The 23,169-nt window shown below is 27.9% G+C and carries 21 protein-coding genes and 1 riboswitch; of the genes, 2 read left to right on the forward strand and 19 right to left on the reverse strand.

Features of this window, described 5'->3' with window-relative positions; all coding sequences use genetic code 11:
* Window positions 1–66: 66 nt before the first annotated feature.
* From IC214_RS04840 to nrdE, 11 genes are all read right to left on the reverse strand, one after another.
* The gene (locus IC214_RS04840) at window positions 67–918 is read right to left on the reverse strand and encodes an undecaprenyl-diphosphate phosphatase (protein WP_227433940.1); all 852 of its coding nucleotides are present in this window, start codon (window positions 916–918) and stop codon (window positions 67–69) included.
* Between the two features lie 266 nt (window positions 919–1,184).
* Entirely contained in the window at window positions 1,185–2,177 is a 993-nt protein-coding gene (locus IC214_RS04845) for a sensor histidine kinase (RefSeq protein WP_227835658.1), read from the reverse strand.
* Between the two features lie 9 nt (window positions 2,178–2,186).
* Entirely contained in the window at window positions 2,187–2,879 is a 693-nt protein-coding gene (locus tag IC214_RS04850) for a response regulator transcription factor (protein ID WP_227433938.1), read from the reverse strand.
* Window positions 2,880–3,398: 519 nt separating this feature from the next.
* A complete protein-coding gene (locus tag IC214_RS04855; RefSeq protein ID WP_227835657.1) occupies window positions 3,399–4,358 on the reverse strand; it encodes an NrtA/SsuA/CpmA family ABC transporter substrate-binding protein in 960 nt (319 codons plus the stop codon).
* Between the two features lie 31 nt (window positions 4,359–4,389).
* Window positions 4,390–5,259 carry an ABC transporter ATP-binding protein gene (locus IC214_RS04860; protein WP_227835656.1) on the reverse strand — a complete coding sequence of 290 codons (870 nt, stop codon included), beginning with the start codon at window positions 5,257–5,259 and terminating at the stop codon, window positions 4,390–4,392.
* Window positions 5,252–6,034 carry an ABC transporter permease gene (locus tag IC214_RS04865; RefSeq protein ID WP_227824363.1) on the reverse strand — a complete coding sequence of 261 codons (783 nt, stop codon included), beginning with the start codon at window positions 6,032–6,034 and terminating at the stop codon, window positions 5,252–5,254. Before IC214_RS04865 ends, IC214_RS04860 begins: the two co-directional genes overlap by 8 nt.
* Window positions 6,035–6,664, reverse strand: a complete 630-nt coding sequence (locus tag IC214_RS04870; RefSeq protein ID WP_227482012.1) for a hypothetical protein — start codon at window positions 6,662–6,664, stop codon at window positions 6,035–6,037.
* A 341-nt stretch (window positions 6,665–7,005) separates the two neighbouring features.
* Window positions 7,006–7,905 carry a helix-turn-helix transcriptional regulator gene (locus tag IC214_RS04875; RefSeq protein ID WP_227866316.1) on the reverse strand — a complete coding sequence of 300 codons (900 nt, stop codon included), beginning with the start codon at window positions 7,903–7,905 and terminating at the stop codon, window positions 7,006–7,008.
* Window positions 7,906–7,968: 63 nt separating this feature from the next.
* Window positions 7,969–8,589, reverse strand: a complete 621-nt coding sequence (locus IC214_RS04880) for a GyrI-like domain-containing protein (protein ID WP_413926635.1) — start codon at window positions 8,587–8,589, stop codon at window positions 7,969–7,971.
* Between the two features lie 91 nt (window positions 8,590–8,680).
* Window positions 8,681–9,652, reverse strand: a complete 972-nt coding sequence (nrdF, locus tag IC214_RS04885; RefSeq protein ID WP_227433931.1) for a class 1b ribonucleoside-diphosphate reductase subunit beta — start codon at window positions 9,650–9,652, stop codon at window positions 8,681–8,683.
* Window positions 9,653–9,664: 12 nt separating this feature from the next.
* Entirely contained in the window at window positions 9,665–11,764 is a 2,100-nt protein-coding gene (nrdE, locus tag IC214_RS04890; protein ID WP_227482009.1) for a class 1b ribonucleoside-diphosphate reductase subunit alpha, read from the reverse strand.
* A 425-nt stretch (window positions 11,765–12,189) separates the two neighbouring features.
* On the opposite strand from nrdE, the gene IC214_RS04895 reads away from it, so the two are divergent.
* The gene (locus IC214_RS04895; protein ID WP_227824368.1) at window positions 12,190–12,915 is read left to right on the forward strand and encodes a pentapeptide repeat-containing protein; all 726 of its coding nucleotides are present in this window, start codon (window positions 12,190–12,192) and stop codon (window positions 12,913–12,915) included.
* A gap of 174 nt (window positions 12,916–13,089) precedes the next feature.
* Here IC214_RS04895 and IC214_RS04900 read toward each other — a convergent pair whose 3' ends face one another.
* The 8 genes from IC214_RS04900 to IC214_RS04935 all read right to left on the reverse strand — a co-directional run bounded on the left by IC214_RS04900 (window position 13,090) and on the right by IC214_RS04935 (window position 21,649).
* Window positions 13,090–14,286 carry an ABC transporter ATP-binding protein gene (locus IC214_RS04900; protein WP_227866317.1) on the reverse strand — a complete coding sequence of 399 codons (1,197 nt, stop codon included), beginning with the start codon at window positions 14,284–14,286 and terminating at the stop codon, window positions 13,090–13,092.
* Window positions 14,287–14,288: 2 nt separating this feature from the next.
* Window positions 14,289–15,314, reverse strand: coding sequence for an iron ABC transporter permease (locus IC214_RS04905; RefSeq protein WP_227866318.1), 1,026 nt, complete (start codon window positions 15,312–15,314; stop codon window positions 14,289–14,291).
* 72 nt (window positions 15,315–15,386) lie between these two features.
* Window positions 15,387–16,517, reverse strand: coding sequence for an ABC transporter substrate-binding protein (locus tag IC214_RS04910; protein WP_227866319.1), 1,131 nt, complete (start codon window positions 16,515–16,517; stop codon window positions 15,387–15,389).
* A 203-nt stretch (window positions 16,518–16,720) separates the two neighbouring features.
* A riboswitch (cobalamin riboswitch) is annotated at window positions 16,721–16,901 on the reverse strand.
* A gap of 122 nt (window positions 16,902–17,023) precedes the next feature.
* Window positions 17,024–17,917 carry a dihydrodipicolinate synthase family protein gene (locus IC214_RS04915; protein ID WP_227866320.1) on the reverse strand — a complete coding sequence of 298 codons (894 nt, stop codon included), beginning with the start codon at window positions 17,915–17,917 and terminating at the stop codon, window positions 17,024–17,026.
* Between the two features lie 83 nt (window positions 17,918–18,000).
* Complete coding sequence (locus IC214_RS04920) at window positions 18,001–18,903, reverse strand: fumarylacetoacetate hydrolase family protein (protein ID WP_227866321.1); 903 nt, start codon at window positions 18,901–18,903, stop codon at window positions 18,001–18,003.
* A 52-nt stretch (window positions 18,904–18,955) separates the two neighbouring features.
* Window positions 18,956–20,116 (reverse strand): UxaA family hydrolase, encoded by a 1,161-nt coding sequence (locus tag IC214_RS04925; protein ID WP_227433923.1) that lies wholly within the window; start codon window positions 20,114–20,116, stop codon window positions 18,956–18,958.
* Between the two features lie 175 nt (window positions 20,117–20,291).
* Window positions 20,292–20,597, reverse strand: a complete 306-nt coding sequence (locus IC214_RS04930) for a UxaA family hydrolase (RefSeq protein WP_227866322.1) — start codon at window positions 20,595–20,597, stop codon at window positions 20,292–20,294.
* A 77-nt stretch (window positions 20,598–20,674) separates the two neighbouring features.
* Window positions 20,675–21,649 carry a 2-keto-3-deoxygluconate permease gene (locus tag IC214_RS04935; RefSeq protein WP_227482003.1) on the reverse strand — a complete coding sequence of 325 codons (975 nt, stop codon included), beginning with the start codon at window positions 21,647–21,649 and terminating at the stop codon, window positions 20,675–20,677.
* Window positions 21,650–22,217: 568 nt separating this feature from the next.
* On the opposite strand from IC214_RS04935, the gene IC214_RS04940 reads away from it, so the two are divergent.
* Complete coding sequence (locus IC214_RS04940; RefSeq protein ID WP_227433920.1) at window positions 22,218–22,994, forward strand: IclR family transcriptional regulator; 777 nt, start codon at window positions 22,218–22,220, stop codon at window positions 22,992–22,994.
* Window positions 22,995–23,169: the final 175 nt, after the last annotated feature.

Consider the following 23,169-nt stretch of genomic DNA (forward strand, 5'->3'; position numbering starts at 1 on the left):
AGTATATATTAAATACTACTCATATTAATTAAAGAAATTTTATATAAATACTGAATTTATTTTAGTTTATATACTAATTATGTTAGTAAAAGCTAATACAGCAAGTACTATACCTGCCACTATTCTATATACAGCAAATACTCTCATTGGTTTTTTCTTTAAAAAATTTACGAACTTTTCCATAACTACTATAGACACAAGAAAAGCTACTATAAACCCAACAATTAAAGCAATCCATAAAGTTGGTGTCATTATTGAATAATCAAATTCAAATAAATCTAGTCCTGAAGAAGCTACCATTGCTGGTATAGCTAAGAAAAAAGAAAATTCCGCTGCTGTAGGAGAATTAAGCCCTGCTATCCATCCACCCATAATAGTGGATGCACTTCTTGACATTCCTGGCCACGCAGATAAAACTTGTAATACACCAATCTTCAAAGCTTGTACTGGAGTAATTTTATCTATATTATCTGTTGAGTGCTTCTTTTTTCTGAATAGAGTTTCTACAACTAATAATAAAATTCCTCCAACTATAAACCCTACAATTACAGATTGTAAATTAAACAATGCTTTTATGTTATCATAAAATATAACTCCCACAATTCCAAATGGTATGCAACCTACAATAACATTTATTCCAAACTTAAATCCAATTTTTCCTTCCTTTCCTCCAGTAAATATAAATTTAAAAAACTCTATAACACTATTCTTTATTTTTTTCCAATAAAGTACTACTACTGCTAGGATAGCTCCAAGTTGTATTACAACTTCAAACATTTCAGCAAATTGACCTTTAAAATCTATCAAACTTCCCACCAAAATCATATGACCTGTAGATGATACTGGAATAAATTCTGTAAGTCCCTCCACTATAGCTATTATGATTGACTTTAATATAAAAATGATATCCAAACTCATTGATAAACACCCTTTCCTTACTATATAATCTTCTTAAAATTTCTTTTCTTATGTCATTTCTTATACTAATTTTAATTGACATTAGAAAATTTCACTATATACAAACATTACACAAACATTACATCTATGTAATGTTTGCAAAAAATAAACTATTTTAAAATTAGATTGTATAATTATAAATCTCATTAAAATATATGGACATATTAATTTTAACAAGATATTTAAATTATAAATACAATATTAATCCATCTTAAAATAGCCTCTTATTAGTTTATATTATCTTTACTGAATATTATTGAAACTTCAGTTCCTTTCCCAACTTCTGATTTTATATTGACCATATGACCTAAGTTGTCACATACTTTTTTTACTAAATAGAGTCCCATACCTGTGGATTCTCCAAATTTACGTCCATTTTCTCCTGTAAAAAATGGGTCAAATACTCTTTTTATATCTTTAGATACAATTCCAACACCTTTGTCTATTATACTTAAAATTATAGACTTATTATTTTCTTCAGATTTTATAATTAAATCTTTACTGTAATCTTTGGAATATTTAACTCCATTTGTAATTAACTGATTTATTATAAATTTCATCCATTTTATATCTGTATAAATATAAATAGATTTATCTATATGTATTTTAGGAATTATACCATTCTTTATGAATAATCTCTTTTCCTCATTTATAGTATCTACTATGATATCATTCAAATTAGCTTTTTCAACCACAAAATCTTTCTGAAATTCATCCACTCTTGCGAAATACATGGCCATGTTTAAGCCTTTATTAAGTCTATCTATCTCTTTTTTTATATTTTCAGTAACTTCTTCACCTTCATATTCCTGAAGTTGAAGACTTATAACTGATATTGGAGTTTTCATTTGATGAATCCATTGGTTGATAAAAGTTAAGTGTTCACTATGTATTTTTTTATGTTCTTGAATCATTGATTGATATAATCTATGTTGTTGTTTTAAAATAACTGATATGTTTTCTCCGAAAAAAGAGTTCCCTAAATATAAAAAGGATTCATCTAAGGAGTTTATACCTTTTGTAAATATAGTATATACTTCTCTGTTTTTATAATATTTATATACCAAAAAACATAATAATATAAAAGTACTAAACAATAAGATATACAAAGCTTCTTCTACACTAATAAATTTCATAAGACTACAATAAATAATTGTCATAGATATTCCTAAATAATATATAAAAATATAGCCTTTACAATCTTTAAATAATAATTTCATATTTTCTCCTTACCAATTTTTATTTAATTTATATCCTACTCCTCGTACAGTTTGAACAGCATCATTTATACCTAACTCCTCAAATCTTTTTCTTATTCTGCTAACATTTACATTTAGAGTATTTTCCTCTACAAACTCAATATCATCCCATATCTTTTCTAATAGATAATCTCTACTTACTACTTTAGGGTATTTTTTTATAAGACACTCAAGTAATATTCCTTCTTTTTTGGTGATAACCAAAGTCTTATCCTCTAACTCTATCTCTAATCTTTCTGGATAAAATTTTAGTCCATCTAGTTCTAATATTCTCTCATCTATTTTAGGCGAATATTCACCATATACCCTTCTTATCTGACTTTTTATCTTTGCCATTACTACATCATAATAAAAAGGCTTTGTTATATAGTCATCTGCTCCACTTTCTAAAGCTCTAATCTGGTCTAAATTACTATCTCTAGCTGATACAAAAATTATAGGAATGTTTGACTGTTGTCTAATACATCTACACCAATAGAATCCATCAAATTTTGGTAAATTTACATCTAAAAGCACTAAGTCTGGCTTGAAATTTGCAAATGTAGTAATTATATTATCAAAGTTTTCTTCAACCATTACTTCAAATCCATATTTCTCTATATAATCTTTAAGTAATGTACTTATTGATATATCATCTTCTACAATATATATTTTATGACTCATATAATTCCTCCATATTTTAGTTTTCTTATTTGCCATATATTCATATAACTTTCACATATGGCTTTATGTATAGTATAGATACCTACTCAGATATCTATCAATTTATTAAATTTCAAAATACAGTATATTAATATTTATTAACAATTATTGGTAATATTTATACTTATAATTTTCTAATTTTTTGTTTGATATACACTTATTTACATAATATTATATATTATATTTATACCTGTATACTATCTATATTAAGTATGATATCTTTATATCTATATATAATAAAATATTATTGTTAACTTTATTAATATAATTGTATTATAAAATACCTTATATAAAATACTATAAAAATATCTTCTTCTATCTGTAAATAAATATATTATATCTTTAAAAACACTCTAATAATTTAAAATTAAAACATATCTCTTCGCTATATAAACATACCATTAGCATATATTTTTATCAATAGAATAGAAAAAGTTACCTTAAATAAGGTAACTTAAACTTTTAACACTATTATCACTACTACTTAGCATTATATATTAATTCTTTTATGTTTACTTTTTTCTCTTGTAATCCATTTTTTATTAAGAAGTCTTGTGTCTCCTCAAGAGAAGATATATCTTTGTCTGTTATATCTAAACTAAAATCATACCAAGCATATAATTCTTTAGTTTCTTCAACGCTTAAACCAACTTCTTTTGCTACCTTTTCCATAGCTTCATCAAAGTTATTATCTACATATTCTAAAGTTTCTTTTTCAACTTTCATAAATCTTTCAACTACCTCTGGATGTTTTTCAGCAAAATCCGTACTAACAGCAGTTACTATTATGCCATCTACTAAACCTTCACCATTTGCTACAAGTTTACTTCCAGACTTCATGGCTTTAAGAGCTGCTGGTCCAGCAATCAATGCAGCATCAACACTACCATCAGAAAGAGCTGCTGATGCTTCTGGAATACCCATGTTAACAAACTCTACATCATCCATACTTAATCCTTCTTTATCAAGTGCTGCAATTAATACTTGATGTAATATAGTCCCTTTTGGTCCTGCTACTTTCTTACCTTCTAAATCTGCTGCTGATTTTATTGAATCATTATTTGTTAAAATCATAAATCCTTTTGGTGACCTACTATAAGTGTTTAGTATCTTTAATTCCACTCCATTAGATGCAGCTATCAAAGCTGATGTACCACCTAATGCATGTAAAAAGTCTATTTCTCCAGCAGCTAAAGCCTGTGTTTGCTCTGGTCCTGTAGTAATTTCATGAAAATTAACTTTTATATTATCCTTTTTAAATTCTTTCCCAAATAAATCATCCTGTTTTTGAATTATAGAAGGTACATTTAGTGGTGATTTTACATAAGTTAAATTTATTTCTGAAAGATTTTCACTATCATTCTTTTTTGCACATCCAGCTAAAGATGCTGCCGCAAGTGTCAATATTGTTATACCTATCAATAGTTTTTTTAATTTCATATTTTTACTCCTTAAAATATTATTAATTTCTTTAAATGCCTTTATTTGATTTCATTGTCATTAAAATATCTTTTTTTAATTTAATATAGTAATTTGAAGTTAAATCTCTATTATAATCATCCTCTATATTAAATTCTTCTATTTTTCTTTCATTTGTAAAAACAACTATTTTCTTGCCTATCTTTAATGCTTCATCAATATCATGAGTTACAAATATTACACCTTTATTGGTTGACCTATGTATTCTTACAACTTCATTTTGCATATCAATCCTTGTAAAATAATCTAGTGCTGAAAAAGGCTCGTCCATAAACAACATATCTGGATTAAAAGAAAGTGCTCTAGCTATACTTACTCTCTGTGCCATACCTCCTGAAAGCTCATTTGGATAAGAATTTTTAAACTTCTGTAAGTTCATCATTTTAAGATATTTTTCTATATCAATACTGTCTTGCTTATTTGATTCACTTACTTTGTTCTTCTCATTTAAATAAATATTATTATCACGCCTATCTTTATTAATGGTACTTTTTGAGTGATTTAATTTATTGAATATTTTATTTAAAAGATTACTTTTTTGTTGATTGTGAAAAGCTATGTTTTCGCTCACATTTAGCCAAGGCATCAGTCTACTTTCTTGAAATACAAAACCAACATTAGGTTTATACTCTTTATTATCTTTTACAAACCTAATCTCACCACTATTTATATCTTCAAGTGATGCAATTGCCCTAAGTAAAGTAGTCTTCCCACATCCACTTTCACCTAAAATTACAGTTATATGACTTCTGTCTATATCTAAAGAAATATCACTAAGCACTACATGTTCTTCATTATCAACTTTATAACTTTTAGATAGATTTCTGATTATATACCCAGAATTACATACTGTATTACTCATATGCTTCCACCATCTTTCCCTTACTTACCTTTTTTACAATAATTGAAAATATATAGTCTGTAATTATTCCTAGAAGTCCAATTACAATTATTCCTACAATAACAACATCTGTCCTAGACATTTCTTTTCCATCAGATATTAAGTATCCAAGACCAGACGAAGCAGCTACAAGCTCAGCTCCTATAATTGCTCTAAAACTATATCCAAGTGCTAACTTTAGACCAACAGCAATATCGAGAATTGCATTAGGAATAATTATTCTAAATATTATCTGAAGCTTTGACAATTCAAATACTCTACCTACTTCAATTAACTTTGAATCACAATTTCTAATCCCCTTTAATGTACTTGTAAAAATTGGGAAAAAAGATGCCAAAATTATAATTATTATTTTTGATTCTTCACCTATACCAAACCACAATATAAGCATTGGTATTAAAGCAAGTGGCGGCGTATTTCTCAAAAAATTTATTAATGATTTAAAGTACTCATAAACTTTACCATAAATTCCAAAGAATATACCTAAAGGAACACCTATAATTGTACTTATTACAAACCCTATCAAAACTCTTTTCATACTTGCATATACATTAACAAATATTGAACCATCATTTATCATATTTAAAAATGTACTATACACTTTTTCAGGTGGTGGTAATATATATTCACTCCAAATACCAAGATAATTTGTAATTTTCCACAATACAAGAATTATAAAAAATATCAAAACACTTTTTATTAACCTTAAAAGTTTATCATTAATTTTATTGCCCATTTACAAACCATCTCCATTATTACATCCATCTTTACAATAAAACATTTCTACTATATCATACTTATCCTCAGAGCCATTTTTAATTTCTTGTATTTTACTTAATATTTCATCTTCGCTTGACACTTCAAGAACTTTTTCAAAAGAATCCTTAAAATACCCTAATGGAATTGGAGATTCATCTATTTTTCCAAGTGATTTTATACCTTCTTTTTCAGCAAATTCCTTCCATGTATAAAATAGAGCATTATCTTTATCCTTAAATTTTTCACTAGCAAAATCCCTTAATTGTGTACATGGACAGGTTACTATTAACATATCCTCTTTACTCTTAATATATTTTTCGTATAAAACTCTACAAGTCCTTACTAATATTGGTTCTATCATAGGAACTTCAAAACCATCTATCAAATTATTTCTTTTTAAAAGATTTATGCTTTCTGGACATCTACAATCTAATATCGTGTTTTCAGTCTTTTTTGCATATTCTTTGTACTGATTCTTTACATATTCTAATTGCGCCTCACATTCAACCATTATGTACCCTTTTTTTATCAAAGTTTCTTTAATAGTATTAAACTTTTCCTCATACATTTTTTCTGCTACTGGATTTATTAGAAGATATTTATTCATAGCTCCTCCTATTATTTAATATTGAATATTATTCTCAACTATTAGTTTAAATGAGTACTTTATTTTTGTCAATATCTTATTTTTTTCTTTAAAAAATAATGTGTATTTACAATTTTTCACTTTTTTACTTACAATATTAAAATAATACATTCAATTTATTTTAATAATAAGATATACATTTTACTATTAATCTACTTATAATGACAAATATATAATTAGTTTCGATAATTTGATGTCAATGTTACACATGTAAAAATATACATATTATACAAAAATCAAACTGGGTTTTGCCAGTAAACTAAAAAAGTGAAGTCTAATTAATACTTCACTTTTTACAATAATTATAAATATTTTATTTTAATATCATCAACAATCTGTAAAATCTTATCTCTAACATCTATGGGTTCTAATACTTCAATGTGATTTCCAAAAGAGAGCACATATCCATAAATCCAATCATTTTGAGGATACTGTACATTTACAATAAAATTTCCATCGTTATCGTATAATATATTATCAATATCAAATTCATCATAAACTCTATATGCTATATCTTTAGAAATTTTCAATTTTAAAATAATATTTTTATTATTATCTTCTTTTATCTCTCCCACTTCAATTGGTATGCTTCGTATAAATGTCTGCTCACAAATACAGATATTCTTCATCCTTACGACCTTAAAAATTCTATAATCATTTTTTTGACGACAATAAGCTTTAATATACCATGACTTTTCTTTAAACCAAAGCATAAGTGGCTCTACACAACGTTTAGTTATCTTTCCATAAGTACTTATATACTCAAAAGTTATAATATTACAATCTAATATAGCTGATTTTATCTTTATAAATTTATCTTTTTCTACATTATTACTACACCAATGAGAAAAATCAACAGTTATCCAACTTAAATCTGATTTACAAAACAAGGCTCTAAGTTTTGCTAATGTAGAATTCATATCTGGATATTTAAGCATATTTAAACCCTCTAGTGATGCTAGAATTTCTTTCTGCTCTTGCTCAGATAAAATAGATTTATCAAAAGTAAAATTATCTAAAATACCTATACCACCATTTCTACCTTTATCAGTATAAATTGGAATACCAGAAGATGACAATATTTCAATATCTCTACAAATAGTTCGCCTAGATACTTCAAAGTGTTCAGCTAACTCCGTTGCAGTTACTCTTTTCTTATCTAACAGGATATAAATAATTTCAAATAATCTATTACTTTTCATATAATCACCTCATTACTTTATTATAGTATAAAAATAAAGCAATCTAATATCATAATATAATGTTTACATTTCCCTTTCTACTTCAAAACGCAAAACAGTTTTCAATGACTCAGGAGATACTTTTCTAGCATCACTTATATAAATTTCACGATGTATATAAGATTTTCTTAGAAGCTTATTTTTTTTACAAAATTCTCTCATAATGTCAAAGCTTTCTGGTTCATCATCATATGAGCCTATATGAAGCATTTGAACACATAGACCTTCATTAATAGACCCAAATCTAACTTTTTCAAGAAGATTATGTGGTTTCTTATTTTTTAATATATCAATAGCTTTATTTAACAGGTCTTGTGTAACAAAATCTGGCTGACGTATCATTATAGTATAAATCAAATCTTCTTTAATAAGTATATCTGAGCATTTGCTTTTTTCTCCCTTATCCCATATACCTTCTAAAGGAAAAACAGTATAATCAAAATACCCTTCTGGTACAATTCCCTTTTGGGGCATGGTTTTTATTGCATATGCCAAAGAGTAAAGTACTCCTATTGCTTCAGTAAATTCTTTAGTATTTGGGTCTCCACTCCCTTTTAACATGATAAATTTCTGCTCTGGTACTTCAACTATCACAGGATTCTTCTTAGGTAATATATAACTCTTTATCTTTTTTTCTCCATTCATATTTCATAAAAAATACCTCCGTATATACATTTTATACATTGATATTATCATGCTAAAGGTGACATCAGCGTGTCACATTTTATAAAATAAATTATATTATAAAATCTTCATCTTCTAACTCTTCATAGACCCCTTTTTGATATCCATTACCTTTAGTTGAAAAGAAATCATGTGTTTTAGTTTCAGTACTAAGTCCATTTAACACAATTGGATTGATAGCATTTACATTATAAAGTCTTTCAAATCCTAAATTTTCTAAAGCTCTATTTGCATTGTATTTCAAAAAATCTACAACCTCTTCTTCAAGTCCACTATCTTTATATATTACATTTGTATACTCTATCTCATTTTCCATAAGACTAGCAAGTATAGAATACATCTTATCTTCTAATTTTTTCTTATCAGTATTATTAAATGAATTGTATATCTCTTGTGCAAGAAGCCCTATGTATTTACCATGTAAAGATTCATCTCTAAGAATAAGTGATATTATTTCTCCACTAGCCACCATTTTTCCTTGACCAGACAGATACAATGGATAAAAGAATCCTGAATAAAACAAGAAACTCTCCAAAAACACGCTTGTAACCATTGATAAATATAAATTCTTTTGGTTTGTAGTATTTTCATATTGAGCTAGAACTAAATCAGCCTTTCGTTGTAATGTTGGCTCTGTTTCTATCCATTCAAATAAATCATCTATCTCGGAGTTAGAAAGCAAAGTCATAAATATGGAAGAATAACTTTTTGCATGTATTTCTTCCATAGTACCCATAAAAGATAAAACTGCTTTTCTTTGAAGATTATCTGTTAAACCCATCATTGATGGAATTCCATTATTCCCTTGCTTTGTATCCAATAATGTCAGTCCACCTAACACTTTTTTATATAAGTCTTTTTCATTATCATCTAATTCATTCCATACCTTAATATCTTTAGAGACAGATATTTCTTCAGGAAGCCAAAATTGTTTTACATTTTGTTCCCAAAAAGCCTGTGTGAATCCATCTTCTTCTTTATTCCAATTAACTGCATCATGTGTTTTATGTAATTTAAATGTCATATATTTCTCTCCCTATACTGAACATACTAGACACTCATGAGTATCTCTTGTCATCTTTGTTCTTGTGTAATATAAACTTTTAAGACCTTTTTTATATGCATATATGTAATGTCTAGCTATATCTCTAGTTGTCTTTTCATCTGTAACAAACAATGTTGTTGATATTCCTTGGTCAACATGTTGTTGAACTGTTGATACTAAATCTATAACTTTCCTCATATCCATTCTATATGCTGATTGATAATACAACATATTTTCATTAGTTAAAAATGGCATTGGATATATTGTAGTTGAATCTCCATATGTTCTTACTTCTACTGGCTCAGTAATTGGCATTATACTTGATGTTGCATTTTGGACATAACTAATGCTTTGAGTTGGGGCTACTGCCATTAAATATGCATTATATATACCTTTTTCTTTGACCTCATCCAATAATTTTGTCCAATCTTCTTTTGTTGGTATATAAATACCTTCAAATAATGCTTTTACCTTTTCTAGCTTAGGTAGATAAGATTGTTCATAGTATTTTGATAATACCTTGCTTTTTCTTCCCTTAGCATATTCTGATTTTTCAAACCCTTCAAAAGTTTGATTTTTTTCTATAGCTATTTTCATAGATGCTTTAATTGAATAATATCTAATCATTGCAAAAAATACATCAGAAAACTCTACAGCATCCTCTGAAGTATATAAAATATTTTCTCTTACTAAGTATCCATGCAAATTCATAGCTCCCAATCCTATAGAATGAGATTTACTATTACTATTATTTACAGTTGGTACTGGCTTTATGTCTGTTTTATCTGCTACAAATGTCAATGCTCTTATTGATGTCTCAACTGTGCTTTCTATAGTTTTATTGTCCATAACATTTGCTATATTTAAAGAACCAAGATTACAACTTATATCTTGACCCCATTTATTTTCTCCACCATAGCCTTCTATTTCTGAAGATGTTTGATACTGGAAGATTTCACAACACAAGTTAGACATTTTTACCATACCAACCTCTTTCAATGTATGTTCCCTATTGGCTGTATCTATATACACTACATATGGATATCCACTTTCTTGTTGCATTTGTGCTATTTTAGTCAACATTTGTCTAGGATTTATTTCTTTTTTTCTTATATCTTCATCATTAACTAATCTATCATACCACTCACTCATTTCTATCTCATCAAGGTAAACTCCATACTTTTTATACACAGTATGAGGATAAAATGCATAAGCTACTTCATTTTTTTCTGCTAACTCCATAAATTTATCAGGTATAATAGCTCCCAGCGATAATGTAGCAAGTCTTATTTTTTCATCAGCATTTATCTTTTTAGTATCCATCAATAATTCAAAATCAGGATGAAATACTGTGAGATAAACTGCACCAGAACCTTGTCTAGCTCCCATCTGATTAAAATAGCTGAATGATTGTTCCAACATTTTAGCTACTCCAACAACACCTCCAGCTGCACCTTCTATATCTTTAATAGATTCACCTGATGCTCTAAGCTTAGATAAGTTTAACGCAACTCCTCCACCTATTTTTGATAAATGATTTGATGAAGATATCGCATATGAAATACCTTCTGTGCTATCTTCTACAGATAGTAAAAAACATGATACCATTTCTCCTGCTCTCTTTCTTCCAGCATTTAAAAATGTAGGTGTAGCTGGTTGAAATTCTTGTTTTACTATTTTGTCTGCCAAGTTTAAAGCTAGACTCTCATCACCATTTCCTAATGTTAAAGCTACAATTAATACTTTTTCATTATATGTTTCTAATATCTCTTTTCCATCATTACTTTTTAATGCATAATTTTGATAAAATTTATTTGCACTCATATATGATTGAAACTTAAATTTATGTTCCTCAATAAGTTTGTATATCTTTTTAATAAAATCCATGCTATATTTATGTATTACTTCTTCTAAATAATAACCTTCATCCATTAGATACTTCAATCTTTCTTCTAGATTATTAAATTTCTTTAACTTTGGATTTATAAATTCTTCTATGTAACTACTTAGGGCTTCCTTATCCTTTTCCAGTTGATATTTCCCTTGTTCATTTTTAATTATCACTTGATTGTTAAGCTCTATCCAATTCATTATTTACCGTCCTTTTAACATAATCTTGTGCTATAATTTCATTTAATTTACTTATTATTTCTTTTAATATTTATCAGCGTAAATTCCAAAAACAACCTATAATTATAGGGCATAATAAGTATTTTTCAAAAACAAAAGCACTACATATAGTTAGTGCTTTATCTATTATATACTACATATAGTATATACACAAATTTTTTTATATCTAAACTTTTATTATTGTATTACTGATATTATTTTATTCTTTAAATAAAACCATAAAAATGTTTACCCAGTGTTTATATGTTACTAGAGATAATAAATCTTCAATAATATATTTAATATTTTATATATTATTTAGAAGTTTTTTATTCATTGTTATATAATTAAATATATGACTATTTTGCTACTAAATATATAAAAATAAATTTGTGAAGGTGATTTTAATGAAAACTATTTCTAAACAAGAATTAGAAAAAACACTTGAGAAACATTATTTATGGCTTAAAAATAATAACGATGGAGAAAGAGCTGATTTAAAAGAAGTAAGATTAGAAAATATGGATTTAAGAGGATATTATTTAAGTAATATTGACTTTTCCTGGTCTGACCTTATCAATTTAAATTTAGAAAATGCAGATTTAGAAAACTCTAGCTTTAAGAATTCTTATTTTTCAGATTGTTCATTAAAAAATTCTATATTAAAAAATACAGACTTAAGTGGTGCAAATTTTAGATTTTGTAATTTATCTAACTCAGATATTAGAGGTACTAATCTAGAAAATTCTAATTTAGAATATGCTACATTGGATGGAGTAATATCAGATGAAAGTACTCGTTTTTTTAAATTATACTGTCCTGAAACAGGAGCGTTTATAGGCTATAAAAAATGTTTTAATTTTAGAATGGTACAATTATTAATACCAAGTGACGCAAAAAGAGTATCTGCTACATCAAATGCTTGTAGATGTGATAAAGCAAAAGTACTGTCGATTACAAGTATAGATGGCAAAGAATCTTTTAAAACTGCTCGTGCATATGCTGATGAAAATTTTATATATAGAGTAGGAGAAATGGTGGTAGCTGAAAATTTTCATGAAAATAGATGGAAAGAATCAACTACAGGAATTCACTTTTTTTTAACTAGAGAAGAAGCTGTTGGTTATCTGTAAAGTATTATTTTTTTATTGAAGTGTGTAATTGAAAATACACAATAAAAAAATGTATTACTAAATAAATATTTTCTAAAAAAGAGTATCTAGAGATTTAAAAAATGCACTTTAAAAATCTCCTTATGATACTCTTTTATATATTTTATCATTTCTAAATATGCCATAAGTTACAATTTACAGTAAATTATTTATATCAATACTATCCACCATTTTAGAAACTTTATCTACATATTCTATATTATTACTCAGACTCTTATAATACTTATTACTCTCACTTTTATTTCTAAATGAATAAACTTTTTTATTTATTTTTAAAGCCTCTTTTATAATATCTATATTTCTTTTATTAGTTTCTCCTACGCTAAATCCTGTGTCTATTATAATCTTAGAATTATTTAAATTTCTAATAGCCAAATCGAAACTTTCATCACTTATTGACTCAAATGGCTTTTCTGTAAACAACTTTATGCCCATAGTCCTACCAATTTCATAATCAATATCATTTTCATGTATTATGCCAGAATATATACCTATGCCTCTTTTAGTAAAAGCTCTGTAGATTGGTGTTGCTTTACCGCCTCCACCAATTATAAAAACTTCATTTTTTGATTTATTGCTAATTTCTACTGCACCTAATAAACTATTAAAATTTTTATCCTCTAATTCATAGAGTGAATTTATCATATTTTCGTCTACCATATCTTCTGGCTGACCATAAGCTATAACTTTGTTATTTTTTACAAGAGCAACCTTATCACAACTTTTTAGTGCTATATCTATTTCATGTAATGAAAGTATTACTGATATTGATTTTTCCTTACTTAGTTTTTTTAGTATATTCATAAGTTCCAATCTATGCTTTATATCTAAATGGGTTGTAGGTTCATCTAATATGATTATTTCTGGCTCTTGAACTAATGCTCTTGCAACCAAGACTTTTTGTTTTTCACCATCACTAAGTTCATCAAAATATCTTTTTTTTAAATGAAGAGCATTTACAGATTTTAATGAATCATCCACCATCATTAAATCTTTTTTAGAGAGATTTCCAAAAAATCCTGTATAAGGATATCTCCCCATATTAACTACATCTTGTACAGTCATTAAATCTCCTAATAATCTATTTGTAAGTACTAAAGCCATCATTTTAGACAATGTCTTTCTGGATATATGCCTTATATCCATATCGTTTAAATATATTTCACCTTTTATCGGTGTTATAAGTTTAGATAGAGACTTTAATATAGTAGTTTTTCCAGCTCCATTGCTTCCCAAAAGACATAATATTTCTCCTTTTTTCACCTCTATGTTTATATCACTTACAACCACTTTTTTATCATATCCAACACTTAAATTGTTAGTTTTCAACATGTCTAAGCCCTATCCTTCCTTTTCATCAATAACATTATTACAATTGGAGCACCTAATAATGAAGTTATTGCACTTATTGGTAATTCTATTGGTGACAAAATTACTCTGGATACTAAATCACAAAGAGCTGTAACTATACTTCCTAAAAGAATTACTACTGGTATCAATACTCTATTGTCTGATGTTTTAAATATCAATTTTGAGATTTGTGGTACTGCAAGACCAATAAATCCTATAGGACCTGCAAATGCTGATACTATTGCCGCTAGTATACTAGATATAAATACTACCAAAAATCTAAAAAATTTTATATTTACACCAATACTCTTTGCATATTCTTCTCCTAGTAAAAAAGCATTTAGAGGTTTTATTATGAATATAGTCATCAAAAGACCTAATATCCCAACTATCATAAGTATTTCTACTTTTTCCCATGTAAATCCGGAAAAACTACCCATAGACCACATAGTAAATTCCTTCAATTTTTCATTATTTGCAAATGATTGTAATATATTTGTAATTCCACTACATACATAGCCAGTCATAATTCCTATCACCAAAAGTGTTGTTATATTTTTTACTTTGCTGGCAAATAGAATAACTATAGACATTACAATTAAAGCTCCTACAAATGCTGCTATAAATATACTCATTGAATTTATACTTTCAAATCCTAATGTATATCCTCCTAAAATCATAAGTGCTACTGATAAAGTCGCTCCTGAAGACACCCCTAATATATATGTTTCAACTATTGGGTTTTTAAAAAATATCTGTAGTAAAATACCAGATACTGCTAAACATGCACCTCCCACCATAGTTGCAAGGACTCTAGGAATCCTTATATTATAAATTATTTTATAGTGTTCTGTACTATCCATTCCTCTTAATACAACATCTATTATTTCTTTAAATTCGATTTTTACAGAACCAAATGCTACACATATCAAAAAAGTAAGTATTATACTTACAATTAAGGTTATAAATATAGTAGTCTTTTTAATTCTGTTTTTATTGGTAAAGTCCATCTATATACTCCTCTTAATAAAACTAGATTAACTCAAATTTATAAAGTTTTCTTGTTAATTTAATCTTATTTATTATTTATCATAATTTATATAATGCTTAATCTTTTCACCTGTAGTACCTGGGTGAAATATTTCAACTAAATCCACTATTAATTCATCTGTCTTATCCACTGATTGATAATAATCCGGAGCAAACACCCATAAATTTCCACTTTTGACAACATCTAAATCAGATAACACTGGTGCACTAGATTTTATAGACTCTAAATTTGGTGCATAATCTGAACTTGATGAATATACAAATATATCTGCATCTTTTGCCACTTCATGTAATTGCTCAATACTTACTCGCCCTTCATTTGAATCGATTGAAGCACAAGCATTTATTCCACCTGCCATGTTTATCATATTATCTACATATGAATTTTTAGGTGCTATATAAGCATTACCTTCATATACAGATGCCCATACAACTTTAGGCTTACTTTTGTTTTTTATTTTTTTACTAACCTCTTCTATTTTTTGTACTGTTTTATCTAATTCACTAGTAGCTATATCCTCTTTATCATAAAATGCAGCTATCAAGCTTGTCCACTCCATTCTTCCAAATGGATTTTGTTCCTTATATTCATTATCTACAACATAGTTAAGTCCCAATTCTTCTAATTTATCTATAAGTTTTGTATCCGCTTCTGATAAACCACTACTCACTATAGTCAAGTCAGGATTTAAGTCTACTATTTTTTCATAATCTGGTGCTAAATTTGAACCAACATAATGTATCTTACCATCCTTCATTAAATTTTTAATTTCTTTGATAGTCCAATATTGTTCTTCTGTTGTTACTGCTTTTATACTATCTAACTCACCTATTGTCCTTAAAGAACAAGCTTGTGTTGTAGATGCTATCAATACATTATCCACAGGTGTTCTAACTATATTTGCATTCTTGTATTTTTCAGGTATTTTTATCTTTTTAGGAATCAAAATTAGTTCTCTATTATCTCCATCAACAACCTTTTTAATTCCATCTTCTAAATTCTCAACACTAAATCCACTTGCATATTTTAATTCTAGTTTTTCACCACTATTAACTTGTTCATTGTTTTTATCCTTTTTACTGCACCCTACAGTACCTCCTACAAAAAAAACTACCATTACAATTAAAAAAAACTGCTTTAAAACATTTGATTTAAGTTTCATCACTTTCACTCCATTATTTTATTTTTTATGAGTGGCTACACATATTTTCAAAAAAATATTTTACTAAAATTAATTTTATAAATATAGCTTTTTAGCAAAATAAAAAACCTCTCCTAAATTAGCAAGGAGAAGCTTCTATATCAATTTTATAAAAAATGAATTGATATCTCATTTTATTATAAACTACAATCTCCACCCTAAATTGTATTTATGTAATACTGGGCAGGTCTCCTGACTCACGGCGTTCCCTCCATCAACCTTCCCAAAATTATTATGAATCTCAGTGGATTTGATTTCGTATCCGTATACAGTAGCGGGGGCTGTAGTGAATTTACATCACTTTCCCTATTAAACTAAAATAGTACCCTAGTATTATTTACATTTAATTTTTCATTAAGATAATTGTAGTTTATTGTTAATTACTTTGCAAGGTTGATTTAATATATCCACTCAAAAAGAGGGCTTAAAATGACTATAAAAATCAATCTAAAACCCTCTTTATCTTCTTAGTTTATATTTAATTCATCCATCAAAGTTTTAATTTTACATACTTGATTTTCATCTGGTTTTATAAATGGAGCAGTTACGTAGTCACTTATTTCTAATCCTCTAATATTCATAGCTTTCTTCATTGATGGTATAAATGGATTTGTTATTAAATAAAAATCCATTGCTTTATTAATATATTTTTGAATTTCGATAACTTTATCCATATCCTTATTATTATAAGCTTCAGCCCATTTGGAACATACTTCTGGAATTAGATTTGATAATCCTCCTATACATCCTGCTCCTCCAGACATTAAGTTGTGTATAAAATTTTCATCATATCCACTGTATATCTTAAAGTTTGGGAACTCTGTTTTCATAGTATTTATTAAATCTCTAGTATGTCCCATTAAAGTTACTGTATCTTTATATCCAACTATGTTTTCATGCTTTCTTGCAAGCTTTAATGTAAGTTCTGGACTTAAATCATAACCAGTTCTATCTGGATAATTATATAGGTATATTTCAGCATCTGTGTTCTCAGCTATCTTACTATAAAACAGTTCAATACTATCATCATCAAGTGAGAAATAATAAGGACTTATTATCATAACTCCATCTGCTCCACTATTATGTGCATAATTTGAAAGTTCTATAGACTCATCTGCACACATACGACTTGTACCTATAAACACTTTAACCCTCTTATCGACATGATTAACCACTAAATCTATAAGTTCTTTTTGCATATCCATAGACATATTAAAGAACTCTCCAGTACTTCCCATTATAACTAGACCATCTACTCCCCCATCTATAAGGTAATCATATACTTTTTTGTTTCCTTCTCTATCTAAATTTCCGTCTTCATCAAATATTGTAACAACTGGTGTCAAAAATTCTGCTTTCATAATTTAAACTCCTAAAATTTATTTTGATATGTTCATTTAATATGCTTATAGCCTATGTTTTAAGATTATATATAATAAAACATTTACTTAACATAATTTTTCAATATTCCAATACTTTCAATCTCACATTCAATTACATCTCCACTATTCATATATAGAGGAGGAGAAAACCCCATCCCTACTCCAGAGGGTGTTCCAGTTGCTATAATATCCCCTGCCTCTAAAGTCATCCCTTTTGAAAGTTCTGAAATTATATCTGAGATATCTGATATGAATAACTCTGTATTAGAATTTTGTCTTTCTTCATCATTTACTCTACTATATACATTAAGTTTTACTGGAAAAGAAACTGCACTTTTATGTAAGATACATGGCCCTAAAGATGTAAATGTATCTAATCCCTTTCCCCTAAACCATTGAACATGTTCTTTTTGCAACTTTCTAGCAGAAATATCATTTATCACAGTGTAACCAAAGATATAATCTTCTACATCTTCTTTTTCTATATTAACACCTGTTTTACCTATTACTACTCCAAGTTCAACCTCATAATCCAACTGATTATTTATATCAAAGTGAGCATCTATCTCATCTTCTGGACCTATCGCCTTTGTCACACGCTTTGTAAAATAGACTGTTTTCTCCGGTTCTTCAAAGCTACTATCAAAATGAGTTTGAGTTTCTTCAAGATGTTCTTTATAGTTTACTCCTACACATAAAATATCGTGTATTGGCTTTTCTATAGGAACATGTATAGTGCACTCCTCTTTTTTAAAAACATTATAGTCATTAAATGATTCTTCACTTATAATATTTTTTAACTTAATAATATCATCCTGAGATATACATTGAATTAAATCATTTACATCTATAAAAAATTTACTAAGACTTATGGAATTGACATCAATAACAAACAATTCATCCTTTGAGAGAATTCCTACCTTTTTAGATGTATCTTCTATACTACTAAAACTAACAAACTTCATACTATCACCCTTTAGTAAAATTCTAAGTGCATACTTTTTTAAGTCTTATATTTTATACATAATTACACACTCTAGCTATTGCCATTTCAGTATATCCAAGTGATTCTGCTTTTGATTGCTTACCATTTGCTACATCTACAACTAGATTTAATAAATCATCTGTCAATTCTTCCATTGTCTGTGGTCCATATATAACTGGACTAGCATCAAAATCCATATTATCTTCCATATTTGCAAAAGTTATTTTATTTCCAGTTATTTTTATTACTGGAGCTATTGGATTTCCTGATGGAGTCCCTCTCCCTGTACTAAATACTACTACTTGAGCGCCTCCTGCAACCATACCCGCAACAGATGAGGCATCATTTCCTGGTGTATCCATTATTACAAGACCCTTCTTATCAATTTGCTTTGCATAATCATATACTTCACTTATTACTCTGTGCCCACCTTTGTGTATACAGCCTAGTGATTTTTCTTCCAAACTTGTAAGTCCACCAGCTATATTTCCAGGAGATGGATTTCCTTCTCTAACTTCTTCTCCAACTAATTTTAATGAATTTTCATATCTATGTACTATATGTAGTATTTTTTCTTTTACTTCTTCATTTACTGCTCTTCTAGCTAATATATGTTCTGCTCCTATAAATTCAGTAGTTTCACTTAAAATTGAAGTAGACCCTAAATCAACAAGTCTATCACTTAATTCTCCTATTAGCGGATTAGCAGCTAGCCCACTTGTTGGGTCAGACCCACCACATTCAGTCCCTAATATAAGTTCAGATATTGGGAATTCTTCTTTTCTAAGTATAGAAGCTTCTTGTGCCATTTCTCTAGCATAACGAACAGCTTTTTCTATAGTTTTTAAAGTTCCATGTTCTTCTTGTATTACAAGAGTCTTTATTGGTTTATTTGTTCTCTCTTTTATTGCATCAACTACCAAGTCATTTTGACAATTTTCACAACCTAAAGACACAACTATCACACCATATACATTAGGATTTGCTGCATACCCAGCCATAACATCCATAGTTAATTGTTGGTCTGAACTTACTTGAGAACATCCATTTTGATTATTAAAAGTAACAGCTCCTTGAACTTGTGAGGCTATAATTCTCGTTGTATCTGATGCACACACACTTGTAGGTAATATTAATATGTGATTTCTTATGCCAACTCTTCCATCTGGTCTTTTATATCCATAAAATTTCATATTGATTTCCTCCTAAAATAGTCTATTTATCATACTTTATTTGATTTTCTTGTACTATAAATTTTATTCTTATTGCTAATTAGATAACTATAATCCTACTTATTTAATCATTTAATACTAAACACTTTAATCATTTAATACTAAATATAACTTTTATTGAATTATAAATGTTACTTTATATGTTCGATACAATTTGTTTATCTAAATCTTCTCTAACACTTTTAACATTGTGAATATGTACATGTTGACCAATTTTTATTTCTTGATTAGCTTCTCCTATGTGTTCTCCATATTTAGTAACTTTATCTCCCTCAGCCATATCCTTTATAGCCAATTTATGATAAATAGTTATATCATCTAAAGCTGTTATTGTCTTTATCGTTTTATCTTTTAATTTAAAATTAATTTCATTATTCTTAGATATTGCCTCAATAGCCACTGCAACATTATCTTTTTCATCAATTATCACTGCATTTATCATTATCTTTATTCTCCTTTATAAATAATATAATTTTATTAATATACAAAATCATCTTAGCAATTATATATCTGTATTCATCAGGCTACTATTGTCCCATCATCTTTTTGTTTTGGGAATTTAGGACATCCATATTTCTTGGCCCACCAGCTAGTTATAAGAGGAACTAATATTGCAGTAACAACTACTGCAGCTGCTACTTGAGTTGTAGCTGTTGCAACATATGGTTGCCATGTTGGGTCAACTAATGCAACAGCAGCAGGAACAGCAATTGCATTCCCTGCAGTTGTAGCTACAGCCCATCCTGCATACCCTGGACGTTTACCTATAAATCTATCACAGAATACTATAAATATACCTCCTACAAACACAGATATTAATCCAAGTAATACTCCAGATAGTCCTCCTTTTAATATACTTGCAAGATTTATGCTACTTCCAAGTGCAAAACCTACAAAGGGTACTAATAAATTACATCCTGGTTCTAAAAATTCTTTCATCTTTTTGTCAAAATTACCTATTATCATACCAACAAGTATTGGTACGATTGCAGCTAATAATGACATTAATGGAACATTTGCAAGTCCTGAAGTCCCAAGAGCTATCAATGTAAAAAATGGACCATCATTCAAAGTAAGTAAACTCATAGTTGCACAATCTGTTTCATCTCCATATGAAGTCATTAATGAAAGATATATACTACCATTACTATTTGTAACTGCACTTATAACTGCCAAAGTTGTAAGACCTAATACTCCATCCATTCCAAATAATTTTCCTATAAGTATGCCTATTAAAGCACCTATAGCAAATTTAGAACCAAGAAGTATTCCTCCTCTTTTTAATACTTTTGGCATTTCTTTAAATTGAAGCTGAGTTCCAAGACATACTAGTTGAACCCCTATTATAGTTGCAGAGCCAACACTTGAGAATACTGCTGTTGTAAATGAACCTATTTGTACAATATCTGGGCAAAATGTATTAATGAAAGCTGCTATAAACATTGGAACTATCATCATACCTGCAGGAATTTTTTTAATAAAATCCATTATCATAAAGTTACTCCTCCTAAAACATGATATTTAATTACTTGTATTAAATTTTTTAGCTTTAATTTTAACGGCCGTTTCGGTTCGTATTTAAGAACTAAGTTTTTATTTACGAATCTTTGAATTAATGATAGCATTTTCCCAATTATGAGTCAATAAAAAAAATAAATTTTTGTCAAAATTTTTTCAAATTATCTGATAATATAGCAATAGTTAGCAATTATCTTCATTATATGCAAAATATAAAAAGTAATTTTTCTCATTTCACATCTATATATCCCAATTTATATAATCTAAATTCACAATATTTCGATATTTTTATATAAAATACGATTATTATTGTCTTATCTTAAATTATATAGCTAAATACAGTTCACTTTCTCAGGTATATTTTGGAAATTATTTCAAGTTTTTAGTATGAATTTTCATCAAAAAAATCATCTATAAATATTTATAATTAAAGCTTATTTGCACATGCTGTCATATATTTTATTTCTACATTGTAAATTATCACACAGTATGCTAAAATCAACATATTCTAACACTTTAAATTAACAAAGATAGGGGGAAATTTATGACTTCAGATAATCATCGCCCAACAGCTAGGATATTAGATATTTTAGAAGCATTAGCTGAATCTGAGAATGGATATACTCTTACAGAAATAGCAGATGCTATCAATGCTCCAAAAAGTAGTATCTTTCCTATAGTTCATACACTTAATGCTAGAAAATACATTACTATTGATAAAAATACGTCTAAATATTCCATAGGTATACGTTCTTACACATTGGGGTCTTCGTTTTTTGAGAAAAGAACTATTTTTAACTACATAATTGATGAAATGACTAATATAGTTAATTCTTGTTCTGAAACTTGTCAACTTGGTATACTCGACAATAACGAAGTTCTTTATATTGGAAAAGTTGACTCTCCAGAGCCAATTAGACTTATTTCTTATGTTGGTAAAAAGATACCTGCTAATTGTACAGGTCTTGGTAAAGCACTTTTATGTGATTTTGATAAGGAAAAACTAATAAATTTATATCCAGACGGATTAAAAGGATTTACAAAAAAATCAATTACTGACTTTGATATTTTATATGACCAGCTTCTTGAAGTTCGTGAAACTCAAATAGCTTCAGAATGTGAAGAATCAATGGAATACCTAAAATGCCTTGCTGTACCAATAAGAAAAAACGGATGTATAAGGGCCGCTGTTAGCGTAACACTTCCACTTTTTAGGTCTAGTGAAGAAAAAATAGAACTGATAAAAAAATTACTTCTAAATGCACAAAAAAATATTCAATCTATGATGGAAGAACGTAATGAAGACATTATAATAAATTAGATTGATAAAAACAAAGTTGCTGACTTAATTACAGCAACTTTGTTTTTTTATGCTCTTTTTTATTTTTAATATTTTTATTGACATGATAAAAATACTATGTTAAATTCTAATCATAATCGTAATTACGAACTTAGTTCTTATATAAAAACTCACGATATATATTTTAACCTCAAAA

The sequence above is a fragment of the Clostridioides sp. ES-S-0190-01 genome, assembly GCF_020658275.1.
Classification (GTDB): Bacteria; Bacillota; Clostridia; order Peptostreptococcales; family Peptostreptococcaceae; genus Clostridioides.